Origin of the sequence: Pseudomonas sp. TYF_14 (assembly GCF_043105275.1) — a bacterium.
Classification (GTDB): Bacteria; Pseudomonadota; Gammaproteobacteria; order Pseudomonadales; family Pseudomonadaceae; genus Aquipseudomonas; species Aquipseudomonas alloputida.
On the sequence record NZ_JBICLK010000057.1, the window covers coordinates 1 to 19,061 of the forward strand.

A 19,061-nucleotide genomic window follows, 5' to 3' on the forward strand; every position below is an offset into this window, starting at 1 on the left:
GCGACGCCCCCTGGGAGCCTGCCCCCAGCGCCGGCAATCTGGATGAGATCCTTCGCGGTTTCGGCTGGACCATCACCCTCTACGACCTGGATGACATCCAGGAGCTGCGCCCATTGTTCAGCCCTTCCCCGCTAACCCCGCGCATGCTCGACAACTACCGCCTGCTCGACGACGAATACCGCAGCAGCCTGCCCACGATCGATATCGCCCGCTTCATCCAGCCCTCCGACGCCCCGCCGCAGCCCCATGTGCTCAAGCACGACCAACTGAACTGGGTAGCCGACTTCAAGGCCCAGGACGATGCCGACCTGCAGGCGCTACTGGACCTGCAGCCGTTCAACAACGACCAGATCGTCTCGCCCCACGCCTCACGCCTGGCCCTGGCGCCGCCGGTGAACCAGACCAAACCCCGTGGCGCCGCCATCGTCATCGAAGACGCCATCGGCATTACCCAGGAGCTCAACGCCTGGCGCAATGCCGCCGTCGATGATGTGAAAACGAAATGGCTGGAACGCACCGTTGAACCCGGCGTGGACAACGAGCGCAAGCTTCTGGTCGCGCAGTCGTTCCTGGAAATCGAAAAACTCTACCCGCAGATGGTGGCCGAGCAGATCGTCAAGCGCGAAGTCATGGCCGAAAAAGTCCGCAACCAGCTCCACCTGCATCCCGAGATCTACTTGTTCTCCGAACGGGCCAGTCAACAGGCCGATGCCCATGATGAACGCATGAAGCCCCACCTGGCACAGTTCGAGCGCGAGGTCCGCAGCAAAGTCCAGGCCCGCCAGGATGCCGGCGAGTTCCGCAAGCGGTTCGATCAGAAATACGGCCACCTGGTCGACCGCCAGGCCATGCACGATCAGCTCGACGGTTTCGAGCAGGCCATGCAACACGCCCAGCAAGCCGCCGAAGACCGCGCCAAGGACCATACCCGCTGGGTGGTCAGCGAACGCTTGTTGCAAGCGCTGGACCGCTACGACAACGCCGACCTCATCAACGGCCTGGCCTTTGCCGAACAGACCGGCCAGTGCGTGATCGGCATCGAGTTGAGTGAAGGGGGCACGAAGGTGCTGGACCACTGGTGGCGCAGCGACGTGGCAGACCGGGGCAACCTGGCAATACGCGGCATCACCTACAACCAGGAGGACCTGCGGGAAGAACTGGCGGCGCTGCTGGAAGCCGCCAAGGCCGAACCGCCGTCAGCGTCATCCTTCGCCCTGCCGGAAGCGCTTGCCAGGCAAGCCCATGCCGCTGCCAATGCCTTTGGGCGCATCAACACACTGTACGAACAGATGCAGGCACAGAGCAGCACGGCCAGCATCGGCCTGTATGCCTGGTACGTAGCCCTGGGGCGGCAAGTGCTGCGCACCGCGACACCCAACAGCATGGACCGCGCGCTGCACCAGGGTTTGCGGCTGACCTTGTTCGCTTCGGTGCATGAAACGGCTGTCGATATTCGCCTGAGTGAAGCTGCACGTAGCGGGCAGCCCATCAACCCACAACGCAGCGCAGGCCAGGTATCAAGGTACCTCGACCAGGCCTGGGCTGAAGGGTTGATGCAGGCTCGGAACAGTGACTTCTACAAAGTGCGTGTTTCCGGGCTAGTGTGCCTGCTGGAGGGGATGCTGATGGCCTTCAAAGCGCGCGAACTGCCTGACAGTGATGCGCGGGTGAAGACCGAACTCCTGGCGGCCGCGATGACTACGGCTGCGGCGGGCTTCGAAGTTGGAGCCAGTTATGTGGACCAGGTGGTCGCGCGGTACGGCGCGAACAGTGTGACCGGACGAGGAGCAGCGGCCGCTCTAGGGCGTTTGAAACTATGGGGCGCCAGTTTAGCTGGCACCGGGGGGTTGGTACTCGCGTGGTGGGATTTCACTGACTCGATTGAGCATTACAAAAGCAGCCAGAGTGGCGCTACCAAGCAGGTTCAAAAAAACTCCAGACTCTTGGCGGCTACTTATTTTGTAAGAGGAGTCGCTACAGTGACTCTCTCACTTGCTGAGTTAGGAACGGCCGTTGCGACTGCAAAACCTTTTTTCGACTACCTTTCTCAAAATGCCAAGACCAAGCTCGTCAGGATGCTATCCACCTCATTGGGAGCACTTGCAAAAAAGCTCGGAACGCAGGCTGCTCGGTTATTACTTACCCGCCTCGTTCTTGGGGCGTTCTGGATTGGCTTGGTCCTCACATTGATTATTTACATATTTGAAGACGACGCTTTGGAAAAGTGGTGCAAACGCAGCAGCTTTCGCTTTGCAAAAAACTCAAGACCGTTTGAAGAACAAGAAGAGCTGAAGACCCTGCACTCCGCATTCAGCGAGGTATTGTGATGTATCTGATCGAATGGGGTTTTTGGAAAATGGCTACTGAATCCGAAGCCGCGAGAAAATCATATGAAGCAGAACTGACACCGAGCGAAAAGCGTAAAGATTTGTATGAGGGTGACCTGAGTGAAGAAATCCACTTCCAATCCGTTAGTAAACAACCCTATGCAAGAGGACCTATTTTCGCATTCAGCGAAACTGTTTTAGAAATGCGCTGCGGAGGCTCAGAAGAGAAGCGTGGGCTTATTACGCTCGCAACGCTCGGCGCTGTCGCCCCGGCCATTGCTGTGGGACTAATGATCAGCACTGGATTTTTATGGATGGACATCACCGATCCTGAGGGGCGCTCCGTAATCACTATTCTTTCAACAATTATAATGCTCTCAGTCAGCTCGGCCTTAGTGTATCTTTATTCAAAGTATGGAATCCACTTAACCCGACTAGAAATGCTGACTAGCCGTCACTTGCTCATTCGATTCAATCGAGTAACCCAACAAGTTCACCTACATCGACCGAAATACTGCGGCGGCATCGTCACTTTCCCGTGGAAAACAACCGGAAGCACAGCCATCGACCCAGAAGATGACTCACTCAGCGTGGGCACGCGGCTCGGCCTGGTCTGGCACCCCAGCCGCACCGGCCTGCCTCACATGGAAATGGCCCTGCTGGGCAAACAAGGCCAAGGCGGCAGCGAACTGCGTGATGAGTGGGAATTCATCCGCCGTTACATGGAAGAAGGCCCACACGCCGTCCCCCGCCCCCGCCTGAGCACCCAGCTACCCTCACCCATACAGGCATTCAGCGCCCAGTTCGAAGGCCTTGAGCGTTTCTTCCGCAAAAGCAGCTGGCTGTTCAAAGTTGCACTGCTGTTTGTCTGGCCCGCTTTCGTCATCATCGGCACCGCCCACTGGCTCAGCCTGCTGCTGTGCTGGCGACCGCGCTGGCCGAAGGTCATCCGCGAGGCCGGCCTGCCCGGCAAGCCAGTCCCACCCGTGACTACCCTGAGCGACTACCCACCCGCAATCCAGGCACGCCTGCTCGCTAACGCCGACCGCTGGCAGCTCAAGCCCGGCAAGCGGCCGGCGAAAAAACCACGCAAGCGCTCTACACCTCAACAGGCCAACGAAAGTGACTGATCCAACTGCACCCGGCGCACTTCATCGGCAGCCAGTTGCAGCACGATGCAAATCCATCATCCCATGACCGCTTCCCGTAGTCCGCCCATGTAGTGCTCCAGGCGACTGCGCAGCCAACGCTCGGCTGGGTCGCTGTCGGTGGTGCTCAACCAGACCATGGCCAGCTCCAGTGCAGCAGTCTCGAACGGCAGCGTCTCGGCCTGCAGGTTGCCCCAGCGTTCCATACCCTGTGCGGCATAGTCCGGGCAACAGGCCAGCAGGTCGGTACCGGCCAGAATCGCCGGCAGCGAACTGAACTGCGGCACCGACAACACCACCTTGCGTTCACGGCCGATGTCTTTCAACCAGTCATCGACCACACCCTGGGTGTTGGCGGTTGGCGAAACCTGGACATGCGGACGTTGGCAAAACTCATCCAGTGAAAGCGGCGTGCTGGACTTGTCGGCCCGCACTACCCTGGCTTGCAGGGTGCGTAGCACCTTGCGTTTGGCATTGGCGGGCAGGCCCTTGGTCTGGCTGATACCCACCGTCACGTCGCCCGCCGCCAGCAGGTCCGGAATGCGCCAGTAGTCCACATGCTGCACGACCACCACCACGTTTGGCGCCTCCACCCGCAGCGCCCGCAACAGCGGCGGCAGCAGGCCCGACTCGACATCATCGGACAAGCCGATGCGGAAGGTCATCTTGCTGGTCAGCGGGTCGAAATCATGGGTCATGCTGAGGGCGACAGACATCGCATCCAAGGCTGGCGTGAGGTACTTGATCACCTCTTCGGCCCTGGCCGAGGGCTCCATGCGGTTGCCCACTCGAACCAGCAATGGGTCGTTGAACATCGCACGCAACCTGGCCAGCGCGGCGCTGACCGTGGGCTGGGCGACGAACAGCTTCTCCGCGGCACGGGTGAGGTTGCGTTCCTGCATCAGCGCTTCGAACACCACCATCAGGTTGATATCGGCTTTGCGCAGTTCGTTGCGGTTCATGGGCGCTCCCGGGCCGTGCTTGTTGTTAGGGTTCAATACCAGCATCGACATGCATCCTAGCCGAGTCGAAACCTGCACTGCACTCTATGCAATCGCCATTGCCCCCTACTGCGCGACCGGGGTAATCTTCCGCTCTCTTCCCTTCCGGCCTCCCCTGCCGTGCACCGCCCAGGCGTTGACTCGCGAAGCGGGCATTCATGATGCCGACACTTGCATGGCCGCCGCTCACTGGCGCGCCCATCCGCCATCAATACACTCAGGATGACACCATGATCATTCGCCAAGGCATCGCTGCAGACTACCCGCAGCTGCTCGACATCTGGCTGCGCGCTGTTCGCGCGACGCACCACTTCCTGCAACCCTCCGACATCGACGCACTGTTGCCACAGCTGCGCGACGTGTACTTCCCGGCCATCGAGCTGTGGGTTGCGGTAGACACCGATAACCAGCCACTGGGCTTTGTCGGCTTCAATGAAAACCATGTGGAAATGCTCTTCGTCGACCCAGCGCGCCACCGCCAGGGCATTGGCCGTGCATTGCTGGATTTCGGCCGCCAGTCACGCAGTGCGATGAGTGTCGATGTCAACGAGCAGAACCCACAGGCAACAGCGTTCTACCAGCACTATGGCTTCGTCCAGACTGGCCGTTCACCACTGGATGGCGAAGGTCGCCCGTTCCCCTTGCTGCACATGAGCCTGCCCACCCGGGCGTGAGCAGGAGGCACTGACCGCGATGGCCCGCAAAGCGAAGCCCCTACCGCCGTCCGACTGGGTCATCCGTAGTGCCCAACCGGGCGGTATCGAGCGTATCGAAGCCTGGTTCGGTAGCCACGGCTACGACCCGCATCGCCACGATACCTATTCGATCGGCCGCACGCTGGCCGGCGTGCAAAGCTTCCACTACAAGGGTTCGCTGCGCCACGGCATACCGGGCAACACGCTGGTGCTGCACCCGGACGAACTGCATGACGGCATGGCCGGCACCGACGCAGGCTTTCGCTACCGCATGGCCTACGTCGACCCGGCACTGATCCAGAACGTGCTGGGTGGTCAGCCTTTGCCCTTCATCGCTGGCGGGCTGTCCAGCGACCCGCGTCTGTACCACGCCAGCGAAGCGTTCGTACAGGCAGTGGACCACGCGCTGGAACCATTGGAAGAACAGGACGCCCTGTATGACCTGGCGATCGCCTTGCGGGCCGTCGGCGGCAAGCCGCGCGGGCGCAAGCGCCTGGATTACCAGGCAGCCGAACGCGCCCGAGCCTTCATCATGGAACACCTGCATGTGGGCATAACACTGGACATGCTGGAACAGGCCAGTGGCCGCGAACGCTGGAGCCTGTCGCGGGACTTTCGCACGCTGTACGGCACCAGCCCCTATCGCTTTGTCACCCTGCGCCGCCTCGACTGCTTGCGCCGAATGATCCTGGACGGCTTCACCTTGGTCGACGCCGCCCTTGCCGCAGGCTTTCATGACCAGAGCCACATGACTCGGCACTTCACCCGCTGCTATGGCGTACCGCCGTTACGCTGGCTGGAGCGTTTGCGAGCGTCACGCTGAGTTATCGCAGGCGCCCGCGTATCTCGTGGGAGCAGGCTTGCAGGATCGTACAAGAACCGGACTCGCCCGGAGCGATAGGCTGACCACTCCACTTTCCGAGGAACTGTCATGCCTGAATCCCGTCATCCACATCCCTCCCTGCCAGTGAACCTGGTCCACAAGGCAGCGCTAATCGAACAGCAATGGAGCCCCAGGGTCGTTGCCGAGATGAACGATTACCAGTTCAAGGTCGTGCGCATCGAAGGCGAATTCATCTGGCACGCGCACCCGGAGACCGACGAAGCATTCCTGGTGCTGGAAGGCACCCTGCGTATCGACCTGCCGGATGGCTGCGTGCATGTGAACCCCGGGGAACTCTATGTGGTGCCCCGCGGCGTCGAGCACCGGACCGCTGCGCAAGGCGAAGCGAAACTGATGATGATCGAACCGCGGGGCATTCTGAATACCGGTCATGAAGGGGGGAATCGCACAGCAGAGAGCGATGTCTGGATTTAACAACACTCACCACTTTCAAGCTGTAGTCGCTGACTTCACAGCAATAATTAACCATAAAAAATCGCTTTACAGCCATTTCTAATCATGGCAATTCGCTCGTAGCCCACACTTCGCAACCCGGCACAAGGTCGCCTCGATATAATTGGATCCAATAACGAGGATGGCCTGCATGCAAGCACTGGAAAGGGACTACGGACACGGCGATGAAGTGGCCAGCCACTGCCACGCCGAAGACCAGCTGATTTACGCCGCCAGCGGCGTGATGCGGGTCAGCAGCGAGGGCGGCAGCTGGGTGATCCCCGGCGGGCATGCCTTGTGGATGCCCGCCGGGGTCAGCCATGCCATCCGCATGGAAGGCGTGGTCTGCATGCGCACCTTGCTGCTCGATGCCCACATCGAACGCTGCCAGGTCATCGTCGTGTCCGGCCTGCTGCGCGAACTGATCCTGGCGGCGTCACGGGTGCTGAACCTGCGCGACGGCGCGCATGCTCGGGCGCTGATCCTGTACGAACTCGCCGCCGCCCGGCGCATCGATGCCTTCGTCCCGACGCCGCAGCACGCACGCCTGCGTGCCTGGTGCGAGCGCTTCCTGCAGGACCCGGCCCAGGACCTGACCCTGGAGCAATGCGGCGCACAACTGAACATGAGTGCCCGCAGTGTGGCCAGGCTGTTCCAGCGCGAGGTGGGCATGTCGTATGGCCAATGGCGCGCCCGTGCCCGGGTGATGCTCAGCCAGCAATGCCTGGCCGATGGCAAGCCGATCCTGAACGTTGCGCTGGAGCACGGCTACCAGAGCGCCAGCGCCTTTACTGCCATGTTCAAGCGCATCCTCGGCCATGCGCCGAGTGATTGGCAAAACGGTACCGCGCGCGAGTACTGAGCCTCAGGTTGTCCCGCTTGCGCGCAGGGTTGTCCCGCTTGCGACAGCGACGCCCATGCAACCCTCGTTAACCTCGCATCACGACCTTTGAGCGACAATCGTGATGCCCTTACTGCACTCATTTCCCGGCCCTGCCCGGCTTGCCACAGCCCTCGGCATGCTTGCTGCACTCGCGGCCTGCGGCCACCAACCCACACCTGCCGAACCCGCTGTAGCGCTGCAGGCAGACCCGCTGGCGAACATGCCGGCCGGCGTCAGCAAACAGCCCCTGCCCGAACGCTGGTGGGCTCTGTATCAAGACCCCCAACTCAACCGCTGGGTACAGCAAGCCCTGGCGCACAACCAAGGCCTGGCACAGGCCGAGGCCAACGTGCAGGCCATGCTGGCCGGCATCGGCGAGTTCGACGCCAGGCGCTGGCCGTCTACCGCGATGGGCGTTGCCGCTACCTATGGCAGAAGCGCCGATGACCAGACGCTGGCCGAGGCGACCGACAGCAACGCGCCGTCGCAATGGCAATTCAACCCGGGCATCGAGCTGGCCTATCAGGTGGATATCTGGGGCCAGGTACGCGCCGCCATCCAACGTGCCAGGGTGCAAGCCGAAGCCAGCGCTGCGGCGCTAGACCTGGTACGCCTGCAGGTGGTCGCCCAGACCACCCGCGCCTACATCGACCAGTGCACCTACGCGGCGCGCCTGGAGGCAGCGAAGCAGGCCTTGCAAACCCTCGACCACAGCGTGCAACTCAGCCAGCGTCAGCGCCAGGCCGGTGTGGCCACTGCCTTCGACAGCGAGCGCCTGTTGGGCTTGCGGGAACAGGTGCGTGCGCAACTGCCGATGCTCTCAGCCCGGCGGCAGATGGCGCTTTACGAACTGAGCATGCTCAGTGGCCAGGCCTCGGTGGCCGAAGACACGACCTGCGTAGCCATCCCCACGCTGTCGGCGCCGCTGCCGGCTGGCGATGGCTGGCATTTGCTCGAACGCCGGCCAGATGTGCGCCAGGCCGAACGGGAACTGCAGGCGGCCACCCTGGAGACCGACATCGTGCGGGCCGACCTTTACCCAAAGGTCAGCTTCGGCGCTTCGTTGACGTCTTCGGACCATCACCTTGCCAACCTCGGCGACAGCCGCGCGGTGATGTTCGGCATTGGCCCGCTGATCCGCTGGGAGTTTCCCAACCTGAAAGCCAACCGCGCACGGGTGAGCAAGGCCGAGGCATTGCAGCGGGCGCAGGTCGCCCGTTACCGCGGCGTAGCGCTGAGCGCGCTGAAAGACGTGCGCCAGGCACTGGCCCGCTACGACGGCGAGCGACAACGGTTGCAGGCGCTGGACGCAGCCCTGGCGCACAGCCAGCACAGCTTTGCCCTGGCCCAGGGTAACTACCGTGCCGGCACCGTGGACGGGCTGGCCCTGCTCGACAGCGAGCGCGAAATGATCAGCCTGCGGGCCAGGCACACAGAAGCCCGAGGGCGCCTGGCGCAAGCGCAGGTAAACCTGTTCCGCGCGCTGGGCGGGCGGTGGTAGCGAGAGGCAAGACCAGCAGCGAGCACCGCCCACTGTACCCGCGAAGAATACACCGCGGTGGATGGCACGGGCTTCGCCCGTGTTCGCGGGCAAGCCCGCTCCCACACGCGCCAGCTTTTAGAAATTGAGCAAGACAGTGGCTCCCACAACCGACAGCCAGCAGGCCCAATTCGAAATTGGAAACCAACCATGAATGTTGCCGTAGACAAACCCTCACCCGCCGAAACTGAACAGCGGCCGAGCGCTAAAACCCGTCGCCGCCTGGCAGTCATCGCCAGCGGCAGCCTGGCCACAATCACCCTGCTGGCCTTCACCAGCTACTGGTTCAGCACCGGCCGCTATCTGGAAACCACCGACGATGCCTATGTCCGCGCCGACTGGGTGGCGCTGAGCCCACGCGTGCCGGGCTACGTAGCCGAGGTCGAGGTGGCTGACGACCAGCCGGTGAAAGCCGGCGATGTGCTGGTGCGCCTGCAAAACCGCGACTACCGCGTCCGCCTCGACCAGGCCCGGGCTGGTGTGACCGAGGCACAGGCGGCACTGGCCGCCGCCCAGGCCAGCCAACAGGTAGCGACCGAGCGCATCGACCAGCAACAGCAAGCCATCCTGCAGGCCGAGGCCGTCGTGCGCAGCGCCACCGCCGAACAGCGTCGCAGTGAACTGGATGTCCAACGCTACCGTGGCCTGGTGCGTGACGACGCAGCGACCGTGCAGCGCCTGGAAACCGCCAGTGCCCATGCCAGCCAGGCACAAGCCGCACTGCAAGGTGCCCAGGCCGCGCTGCGCCAGCAACGCTCACAACTGGCCATGGCCAAGGCCCGGTCAGCCCAGGCCGAGGCCGAACTGCAACAACGGGCAGCGGCCCTGGCACGCGCCCAGGCCCACCAACAACTCGCCGAGCAGGACGAACAGGACACCGTGATCCGCGCGCCGATCACCGGCGTGGTCGGCCAACGTCGCGTGCGCACCGGCCAGTACGTGGTGCCGGGCCAGCCGCTGCTGGCTGTGGTGCCCCTGCAACAAGCCTATGTGGTGGCCAACTACAAGGAAACCCAACTGGCCCGCATGCGCCCCGGGCAACCGGTAGAAATACGTGTCGACAGCTTCGCCAGCCAGCCACTGCATGGCCATGTGGCCAGTTTTTCGCCAGCCTCGGGCAATGTCTTCGCCTTGCTGCCGTCGGACAACGCCACCGGCAACTTCACCAAGATCGTCCAGCGTTTCCCGGTGCGCATTCTGCTCGACAAACCGCTGGATGGCCCGCAGGTACTGCCCGGCATGTCGGTGGTCAGTACAGTCGACACACGCCCCGCAGAGGTCGCCGATGCGCACTGAGCAAACGGTCTCGCTGCGTGCCTGGGTAGCGGTGCTTGGCGGCCTGTTCGGCTGCTTCATGGCGGGCATGAACGTGCATGTCACCAGCGCCGCACTGCCGGAAATCCGCGGCTCGCTGGGTGCCAGCTTCGAGGAAGGCTCATGGATTTCCACCGCCTACCTGGTGGCGGAAATCGTGATGATTCCGCTGACGGCCTGGTTGGTGGACGTGTTCTCGCTGCGCCGGGTGATGTGGACCGGCTCGCTCATCTTTCTGATCGCCTCGGTGGCCTGCTCATGGGCGCCCAACCTGGAGGCGATGATCGTAATCCGGGTGATCCAGGGGGCTGCGGGCGCGGTGCTGATTCCCCTGTCGTTCCAGCTGATCATCACCGAACTGCCGGCCAGCAAGATGGCCATGGGCATGGCGCTGTTCAGCCTGGCCAACAGCGTGGCGCAGGCCGCCGGGCCGTCGATTGGCGGCTGGCTGACCGATGCCTATTCGTGGCGCTGGATCTTCTATCTGCAACTTTTCCCCGGCATTGCGCTGCTGCTGGCCATCGCCTGGTCGATCGAAGCCAAGCCGATGAAGCTCGAACTGTTACGCAAAGGTGATTGGCTGGGTATCGCGGCCATGGTGATCGGCCTGGGCGGCTTGCAGATCGTGCTGGAAGAAGGCGGTCGGCTGGACTGGTTCGGCTCGCCACTCATTGTCGGCATGAGCGTGGTCGCTGCCATTGCGTTGGTGGTGTTCGTGGTGACGCAGCTGTTCGGCCAGCGCGCGTTCATCAACCTGCGCTTGCTGGGGCACTACAACTTCGGTGTCGCCAGCGTGGCGATGTTCATCTTTGGCGCTGCCACGTTCGGCCTGGTGTTCCTGGTGCCCAACTACCTCTCGCAGTTGCAGGGGTTCAGCGCGCACGACGTGGGCGTGGCGCTGATCGCCTATGGCGTGGTGCAGTTGCTGCTGGCGCCGTTGATGCCCCGGCTGATGGGCTGGACCAGTGCCAAGTTCATGGTCGCCAGCGGCTTTTTGATCATGGCGCTGGGCTGCTGGCTGGGGGCTAGCCTGAGCGCCGACAGTGCCGACAACGTGATCATCCCGTCCACGGTGGTGCGTGGTATTGGCCAGCCTTTCATCATGGTTGCGTTATCGGTGCTGGCGGTGGCCGGGCTGGACAAGCGTGAAGCCGGCTCAGCCTCGGCGGTGTTCTCGATGTTGCGCAACCTGGGTGGCGCCATCGGTACGGCCGGGTTGACGCAACTGGTGGCGACCCGTGAACGCTTTCACAGTGAGCGCATTCACGAGCAGGTGACGCTGTTCGAGCCAAGCGTGCAGGCGCGTATCAACCAGACGGTGCAAAGCTGGCTGCCGCCTCAGCAGCAAATGCTGGAAGCGTTGGCGGCAACCATTCGACGAGAGGCTTACCTGATGGCCTACAGTGATGCGTTCTACCTGGCGTGCCTGGCATTGGTCGGGTGTGCCCTGGCAGCGCTGCTGCTGCGGGCCAGGCAGCAGCATTGACCTCTGCGGGCGGCCGGAGCGTTCGGCATTCGGCCGCTGTTACACTGTCAACCGATGAAACTGGCGAGCCCGAGCAAAGGTATGAACCCAACGCGCTACTCCACCGTGGCAAAGGACTTGATGCAAGCGATTGCCAGCGGCCGCTACCCGGTGGGCAGCCTGCTGCCGACCGAGTTCGAGCTGTGCGACCTTTACAATGTGAGCCGGCACACGGTGCGTGCCGCTATCGACCAGTTGCTCACCCAAGGGCTGGTGTCGCGCCGCAAGCGCGTGGGCACCCGGGTGGAGGCCAGCAGCCCGCGCGGCGGCTATTCGCAGTCGTTGGCCAGTGTGGCTGACCTGGCGCACCTGGCAGACACCCAGCAGCGGGAAATCCAGGGCGTGCGCCACTTTGTCGCCGACCTGAGCGAGGCGGCGAGGCTGGGGCTGGTGCCAGGGGAGCATTACTTCTGCGTGTCGAGCATCCGCGTCGACCGGCAGCACGATGGCGCGCCGCTGTGCTGGACCGACGTGTATGCACAGCGCGACTACACCGCGGTCATCGAGCTGGCCCGCGAGCACCCTGACCAGCTGATTGCCGGCTTGATCGAACAGCACTATGGCCGGGCAATCGCAGTGGTCGACCAGCAGGTGCGCGCGGTGTTGTTGACAGCGGAAATGGCCCGGGCGCTGAAGGCCGAGGCGGGCTCGCCGGGACTGAAGATCATCCGCCACTACCGCGAGGAAAATGGTGATTTGATGGCGGTTTCCGAGACCGTGCACCCGGATGACCGCTTTACCTTGGTCACCCAGATGCGCCGCGACCGCTCCCCCGCCTGAACCCGCTCGTACAGGGATGGTGCAACTTTCAGCCAATGAACAGACCGTTGCCCCTAAAGCGCCCCCAGTTGCCTTTCAGCTTCGACCAACTGCCTCGCCCGCGCCGTGCTCACCCGGTGATCGCGTGCCAGCCAGGCGTAGATCGTCGGTAGCACGAACAAGGTGAACAAGGTCCCCACCAGCATCCCGCACACAATCACCACCCCCAACCCGAAACGGCTGTTGGCGCCGGCGCCGCTGGCGAACAGCAGTGGCAGCACGCCAAAAGTCATCGCCGCCGTGGTCATCAGCACTGGCCGCAAGCGTATTTGCGCCGCACGAACAATGGCGGCAGCACGATCGAGGTTGTCGCGCACCTGAATCTCGTTGGCGAACGCCACCATCAGGATACCGTGCTTGCTGATCAGGCCGATCAGCGTCACCAGGCCAATCTGTGTGTAGATGTTCAGCGTGGCCCAGCCCAGCGCCAGCGGCAGCAGCGCACCGCAGATCGACAGCGGCACAGTCACCAGAATGATCAGGGGGTCGACCAGGCTTTCGTACTGCGCCGCCAGCACCAGGTAGATCGCCACCAGGGCGGCGAGAAATGCCCACATCAAGGCAAAGCCCTCCTGCACATACTGGCGCGATTCCGATTGCCAGTCGTGGCTGAAGCCCGGTGGCAGCTCGGCGGTGAGCTGTTCCAGAAATGCCACGGCGTTGCCCATCGATACACCCGGGGCCGGGATCGCCTGCAGGGTACTGGCGTTCTGCTGATCGAACTGCAACAGGCGGTTGGGTGCCACTTCGATATCCAGGCGCACCAACGTGGCCAGCGGCACCAGGCTGCCATCCTCGGCGCGCACATACTGGCGGCTCAGCGCCGCAGGCGTCAGGCGTTGGTCCTGGATACTCTGCGGGATCACGTCATAAGAACGCCCGAACAGGGCAAAGCGGTTGAGGTACTGCTCGCCCACCAGCACCCCCAGCGACTCACCAATGGCCTGCATGCTGATGCCCAGGCTCGCCGCCTTGGCCCGGTCCACGCGCACCTTGACCACTGGGTTGTTGTAGTCGAGGTCGCTGTCCACCACGGCGAACAGGCCACTGTCGCGGGCGCGTTGCTTGAGCACTTCCATGGTCTGGAACAGCTCGGGGTAATCCTGGGCGCTGCGCAGCACCATCTGCACCGGCAGGCCACCGCTGGAGCCCGGCAGCGACGCGACCTGGAAGGCGAAGATGCTGCTGCCCTCGATATCCGCAACGGCCTGCTGCAACTGCGCCTGCACCTGTGCGGCGGAACGCTCGCGCGCCTGCCAGGCGCTGAGGTTGATGCCACCGAAACTGGCGGCCGGGCCGTCGGTACCGTTGATGATCCAGGTGTCGGTGGTTTCGGCAATGGACTTCATCACCTGGTCGAGCTTCAGCGCAAAGCGTTCTGCGTATTCGAGGCTGGCATGCTGCGGCGACTTGATGGCGGTCAGCACCGCCGCCTGGTCCTCGGGCGGCGCCAGCTCGCGCTGTGGCAGCAGGTACAGCCAGGGCAGGCTCAGGCACACCAGCAACGCCACGCCGCCACTGATCCAGCGGTGTGCCAGTGTGTAGGCCAGCACCCGTCCATAGGCCCCGCTCAGCGTACCAAACAACCGATCGGCGATAGCGGCCATTGCCCCATGCTGCTGACCGGGTTGCAGCAACAGCGAGCTCATCACCGGCGACAAGGTCAGCGCCACAATGCCGGACACGATCACCGCCCCCGCCAGGGTCAAGGCAAACTCACGGAACAGCGTGCCGGTCAGCCCGCCCATCAAGCCAATGGGCGCATACACCGCCGCCAGGGTCAGGGTCATGGCGATCACCGGCCCGGCGATTTCCCGCGCCCCGGCCAATGCTGCCGCGACCGGCGACTTGCCCTCCTCGATATGCCGATGCACGTTTTCCACCACCACAATGGCATCGTCCACCACCAGGCCGATGGCCAGCACCATCGCCAGCAAGGTCAGCAGGTTGAGGCTGAAACCGAGCATCAACATCAGGCCCGCGGCCCCCAGCATCGACAGCGGAATGGCCACCACCGCAATCAGCACGCTGCGCAGCGAACCCAGGCACAGCCAGATCACCAACACCACGATCAGCATCGCCTCCACCAAGGTGCGCAGCACTTCATGGATCGACGCATCGATGAAGCGTGCGGTTTCATAGGCCAGCGCCACGTTCACGCCAGGCGGCAAGGTCTGCTGGATCTGTGGCAGCAGTTGGCGAATACCCTCGACAATCACCAGAGGGTTGCCGCTGGGCGTAGGGAACAGCCCCAAGTGCACGGCAGGTTTGCCGTCCATGGTGGCACTGGTCTGCGTGGCCGCCGCACTCAGCTCGACGGTGCCGATATCGCGCAGGCGCACCAGGTCGGTGCCATCGTTGCGGATGATCAGCTCCCGGAAGTCTTCGACCCGGGTCAGGTCGGTGTCCACCTGGATATCGGCCAGCACGTACTGCCCGCGCACCTGGCCCGGCGTTGCCTGGTAGTTGTTGGCACGTACCGCCTGCGCCACGTCCGCCGCCGTCACCCCGCGCCCAGCCATCTGCTCACTGTCCAGCCACAGGCGCATGGCCAGGCGCTGCCCACCGAACGACTGCACCTTGGCCACGCCGTCGATACCGGAGAACTGCGGTTCCACCACCCGCGACAGGTAATCGCTCAGTTCCGGTATCGACAGGCTGTCGCTGGCAAACCCCACATAGGCCACGGCAGTGGCGTCACCTGCCGACAGTTCCACCACTGGGTCGTAGGCTTTTTCCGGCAGGCGATAGCGCACCTGGTTGACCTTGGCCATGGTTTCGGCCAGCGCCTGGGTCGAATCGCGGTTGAGCACCATGCGCAAGGTGATCAGGCTGCGCCCCTGCTGCGACGACGAGGACAGGTAGTCGATGCCTTCGACCGACGACACTGCCTGGGTGATCGGCTGCGTCACGAAACCCTGCATCAACTCGGCGGAGGCACCGGGGTACTCGGTGCTGATGGTAATGGTCGAGCTTTCCAGCAACGGGTACTGGCGGATCGGCAACTTGCCCATGGCAAACAGCCCCATCAGGATGATCAGGCTGCTGACCACCAGCGCCAGCACCGGGCGGCGCACGAAGACGTCGGTAAACCTCACGACTGCCGCCCTCCCTGGCTGGCCTGCAGGCTGTCCTGCGCCACGGGCTCGACCGGCATGCCATCACTCAGTTTCAGCTGGCCGGAAACCACCACACGGTCACCGGGCGTCAGGCCGGAGGTGATTTCCACCCGCCCCTGCCAGCGCTCACCGGTGGTTACCTGCACCCGGCTCACCCGGGTGCCATGCTGCGGGTCCTGGGTCGCGACAAACACCGTCTGCCCATAGGCGGTGTAGGTGATCGCGGTTTCCGGCACGGCCAGCACGGTCGACGGCTGCGCAGCATCCAGCCGCACGCCGGCATACATACCCGGCTGCAACTGCCCTTGCGGGTTCGGCAAGGCCGCCTGTACCTGCACAAGGCGTGCTGTGCTGACCACCGGATCGACCGCCACCACCCGCGCCTGGAAGTCTTGCCCACGCACCGCGTCCACCGTCAGTGCCAGCACTTGCCCGGCGTGCACTTCGGGGGCGGCCTGCTCGCCCAAGGCGAAGTTCACATGCAACTGGCTGATGTCGGCCAGGCTGACGATGGTCTCGCCAGCGGCCAGGTACTGGCCCTGATGCACACGGCGGATGCCGAGCTTGCCGGCGAACGGAGCACGAATGGCCTTCTGCGCAATCAGCGCCTCGACATGCTGCAGCTCACCACGGGCCACGTCCACGGCCGTGGCGGCGTTGTCCAGCAGCTCTTGCGACACGGCATTCATCGCGCGCAGTTTGCGGCTGCGCTGCAACACCACGTCAGCGTTACGCAACCTGGCCTGCAACTGCACGCGCAGGGCCTGCTCGGGTGCGTCGTTGAGCTGCACCAGCAACTGCCCGGCCGCGACTGTCTGCCCCGACTCGAAGGCGATGCGGGTAATACGCCCTGGCATCTCGGCCGCCACCTGCACCTGGTTGACCGCCTCCAACTCCCCCGAAGCAAAGCGCTGCCGCGCCAGTTGCACCTGCTCGGCCGTGGCCAGCGCCACCTTGGTCGCCGGCCACACCGCCGCAGCGGGCGGCGCCGAGCCGCTTCCCACCAGCGCATAGGCAGCGGCCAGCGCACCGGCAACAGCGCCAGCCCAGGCCAGTAACGTCCGTTTGTTCATGCACAGCTCCGATCACAGGGAAAGCGGTTGCAGGGAAGATCGGGCAGGACTATAAAAGCTCAACTTTACTTTAGGTCAACAGGCATGGCAGCGGAATGTTGATGGCACCCCCTGGCTGCTGATAGACGTTGAAGTGGTAGTGCGAGGCAATCACGACATCATTGAACTGGAATCACCTGACAATTTTATCAGTATCGAACCTTTGGCATGTGAGGCACACTCATACCTCCTTCAGCTTGGGTTCTTCAAGACCATGTCTACAGGCACTTACTCCACGCATACATCAAGACGCGTGCCAAGCAACTACATGCCCTATGGCTATCGAAACGCCGAAAAGCAGCCGATCGGAATCTTAGGCTACAATGGCGAGCCTCTATTTACCCTAAGGGAATGCTACGCCCTCGGTAATGGACATCGAGTCTATAGCCCCCGTTTGAGCCCCCGTTTGATGCGATTCATAAGCGCAGACACACTGAGCCCTTTCGATCGTGGCGGTCTAAATTGCTATGCCTACTGCCTGAACGACCCAATCAACGCAACCGACCCTAGCGGAAAATCCCGATTCAAGACGGCAGGCACTGTAGCCTTGGCAGCGGTCAAATTTAAGAAAAATCTTTCATCGAGGACAGAAAATACCAATCACTGGAAAGCACTTGGCAACTGGTATGCCGATGAGTTGAGTGAGGACGTAAAGCTCGCAATCCAATCAATAAAAAATCAAACAACCCACATCACCCTGGTCAAAAATCCCGCCAGCTTATTCAGACTTAACGATTCTCAATTCAAACATAAATTTGTCTTTACACGCGATAGAAATTTCTTCATAGGCAGTTACAGCGCAGATGAACCCAGCCATCCAAGCATCGCCCATCTTGGTCAAGGGATAACCGGAACCAAGAGTGAAGTTGTCAGTGCAGGGGGCATCATAAAAGACGGCAACGGTTATACGTTAGACACCCATTCCGGACACTATAAACCTTCGGTTGAGCAGTTGAAACCCGCGAAAGCCCATCTTGAGTCGCTCGGTATAGCAGTAACGAGCTTGAGGGAGAATACGCCTTCTAAAGGCTATGCAGCACGTCTCTAACGTATTCGTGCCCGGCAGCAAACCTAATATCGGAGGCAGCGTATCCCGCGAACGATTAAGTCTCACCAATCTGCTCTTGTGCGTACGTTGCGCCTTCGCGCACTAAAAATTCGCTTGCGCCTTGGGGACTTCATCGGAATGTCCGCCTTGATCCCTGGCAGTGAAAGATCGGGCAGGACTACAGGAACTCACCTTCCTTTGAAGCCTGCAGGCCTGGCAGCGAAAAGACGTCGAAACAGCACGAATGGCTAATGGGTAATCACTGATGCCAAGTGCCAGATCTGACGGAGTCAGATATATGTCAACGCATAAAACTTCGACACCCCGTAAAAAACACGATCCGACCATTGCACCCCGTTTGGAAAGCCAGGCCCGTGACCAACATGGCGCCGCACGAACATCCACGGCCCCAACAACAGGCCAGCCAGCAAACTACACACCCTATGGGTTTCGAAACGCCAACGCGGAGCCGACCGGAGCAGTGGGGTTCAATGGTGAATTTTACATTTCTGCGCTGAACGGTTACGCACTCGGAAACGGGTACCGAATATTCATCCCATGCTTGATGCGATTCATCAGCCCAGACCACCAGAGCCCTTTCCTCAAAGGCGGCATCAACGCCTATGCCTACTGCCTGAACGACCCAGTCAACGCACAAGACCCTAGCGGAAAAAACGCAATCAATACATTTGTTCAGACCGCCATCAAGATAGGCAAGACTTATAGCAAACGATTCAAACCCTCCCATACGGGACACCTACTTTCTAACAACCAAGCCAAACACCTTAAAACCGAACTCAAGGATGCCAAAAGCTTTATAAGCAAGGGCATCGTAGACATCAATATTATCAACGACAACAATAGCGCAAAAAAAATCAGCCCATCACTGATTTACAAATACACACTCATAAATGAAGGCGACGAAACGACCCTGGTCGTCTTCGGCGCCTCTACTGACGCCCTCTTGAATACTCACGCCAGCGGCGCTGAAATGTGGAATTTCAATGCCAGCAATAACGTTAGCGCTGCGGGTTATATCGCCTATGAGAACGGGGTATTTATTGTCGACGACTGGTCCGGACACTATCAGCCTGAGCCCTGGCGCACAGCGCTCGTAAAGGCCTACCTGGAAGGGTTGGGCTATGAAGTGAGAACCGTGCGTCGTGGCTTTGGGTAACGTGCCAACAACTGGAA

Annotated in this window: 15 protein-coding genes; 12 read left to right on the forward strand and 3 right to left on the reverse strand. The window is 61.9% G+C overall.

The genetic code is table 11. The annotated features are described in order from the left end of the window. The coding region (locus ACF8O8_RS15495; RefSeq protein ID WP_392509942.1) for a T6SS effector BTH_I2691 family protein at positions 1–2,327 on the forward strand (2,327 nt) is incomplete at its 5' end. Next, positions 2,327–3,457, forward strand: a complete 1,131-nt coding sequence (locus ACF8O8_RS15500) for a DUF6708 domain-containing protein (protein WP_392509943.1) — start codon at positions 2,327–2,329, stop codon at positions 3,455–3,457. The genes ACF8O8_RS15495 and ACF8O8_RS15500, both read left to right, overlap by 1 nt. 56 nt (positions 3,458–3,513) lie before the next feature. Here ACF8O8_RS15500 and ACF8O8_RS15505 read toward each other — a convergent pair whose 3' ends face one another. Beyond that, the gene (locus ACF8O8_RS15505; RefSeq protein ID WP_064490993.1) at positions 3,514–4,437 is read right to left on the reverse strand and encodes a LysR family transcriptional regulator; all 924 of its coding nucleotides are present in this window, start codon (positions 4,435–4,437) and stop codon (positions 3,514–3,516) included. A gap of 269 nt (positions 4,438–4,706) precedes the next feature. Between ACF8O8_RS15505 and ACF8O8_RS15510 the strand changes: the two genes are divergently transcribed. From ACF8O8_RS15510 to ACF8O8_RS15545, 8 genes are all read left to right on the forward strand, one after another. After that, complete coding sequence (locus ACF8O8_RS15510) at positions 4,707–5,150, forward strand: acetyltransferase (protein WP_392509944.1); 444 nt, start codon at positions 4,707–4,709, stop codon at positions 5,148–5,150. A 19-nt stretch (positions 5,151–5,169) separates the two neighbouring features. Continuing rightward, a complete protein-coding gene (locus ACF8O8_RS15515; protein ID WP_010953074.1) occupies positions 5,170–5,994 on the forward strand; it encodes an AraC family transcriptional regulator in 825 nt (274 codons plus the stop codon). A 108-nt stretch (positions 5,995–6,102) separates the two neighbouring features. Next, on the forward strand, positions 6,103–6,489 hold the full coding sequence (locus tag ACF8O8_RS15520; protein ID WP_010953073.1) for a cupin domain-containing protein: 387 nt from the start codon (positions 6,103–6,105) through the stop codon (positions 6,487–6,489). Positions 6,490–6,658: 169 nt separating this feature from the next. Further along, the gene (locus ACF8O8_RS15525) at positions 6,659–7,369 is read left to right on the forward strand and encodes an AraC family transcriptional regulator (RefSeq protein ID WP_392509945.1); all 711 of its coding nucleotides are present in this window, start codon (positions 6,659–6,661) and stop codon (positions 7,367–7,369) included. 103 nt (positions 7,370–7,472) lie between these two features. Next, positions 7,473–8,891, forward strand: coding sequence for an efflux transporter outer membrane subunit (locus ACF8O8_RS15530; RefSeq protein WP_392509946.1), 1,419 nt, complete (start codon positions 7,473–7,475; stop codon positions 8,889–8,891). Positions 8,892–9,080: 189 nt separating this feature from the next. Further along, complete coding sequence (locus ACF8O8_RS15535) at positions 9,081–10,226, forward strand: HlyD family secretion protein (RefSeq protein WP_392509947.1); 1,146 nt, start codon at positions 9,081–9,083, stop codon at positions 10,224–10,226. Beyond that, positions 10,216–11,730: a DHA2 family efflux MFS transporter permease subunit gene (locus ACF8O8_RS15540; RefSeq protein WP_004577446.1), complete on the forward strand. Its 1,515-nt coding sequence runs from the start codon at positions 10,216–10,218 to the stop codon at positions 11,728–11,730. The genes ACF8O8_RS15535 and ACF8O8_RS15540 overlap by 11 nt, the downstream gene beginning before the upstream one ends. Before the next feature lie 81 nt (positions 11,731–11,811). After that, complete coding sequence (locus ACF8O8_RS15545; RefSeq protein WP_392509948.1) at positions 11,812–12,549, forward strand: GntR family transcriptional regulator; 738 nt, start codon at positions 11,812–11,814, stop codon at positions 12,547–12,549. Positions 12,550–12,602: 53 nt separating this feature from the next. Here the strand turns inward: ACF8O8_RS15545 and ACF8O8_RS15550 are convergent, their stop codons facing one another. Next, positions 12,603–15,686, reverse strand: a complete 3,084-nt coding sequence (locus tag ACF8O8_RS15550; protein ID WP_392509949.1) for a MexW/MexI family multidrug efflux RND transporter permease subunit — start codon at positions 15,684–15,686, stop codon at positions 12,603–12,605. Next, the gene (locus ACF8O8_RS15555) at positions 15,683–16,780 is read right to left on the reverse strand and encodes an efflux RND transporter periplasmic adaptor subunit (RefSeq protein WP_010953066.1); all 1,098 of its coding nucleotides are present in this window, start codon (positions 16,778–16,780) and stop codon (positions 15,683–15,685) included. Before ACF8O8_RS15555 ends, ACF8O8_RS15550 begins: the two co-directional genes overlap by 4 nt. Before the next feature lie 307 nt (positions 16,781–17,087). Between ACF8O8_RS15555 and ACF8O8_RS15560 the strand changes: the two genes are divergently transcribed. Then, the gene (locus ACF8O8_RS15560; protein WP_235436908.1) at positions 17,088–17,867 is read left to right on the forward strand and encodes an RHS repeat-associated core domain-containing protein; all 780 of its coding nucleotides are present in this window, start codon (positions 17,088–17,090) and stop codon (positions 17,865–17,867) included. A 298-nt stretch (positions 17,868–18,165) separates the two neighbouring features. After that, positions 18,166–19,044: an RHS repeat-associated core domain-containing protein gene (locus ACF8O8_RS15565; protein ID WP_350297555.1), complete on the forward strand. Its 879-nt coding sequence runs from the start codon at positions 18,166–18,168 to the stop codon at positions 19,042–19,044. Positions 19,045–19,061 lie beyond the last annotated feature (17 nt).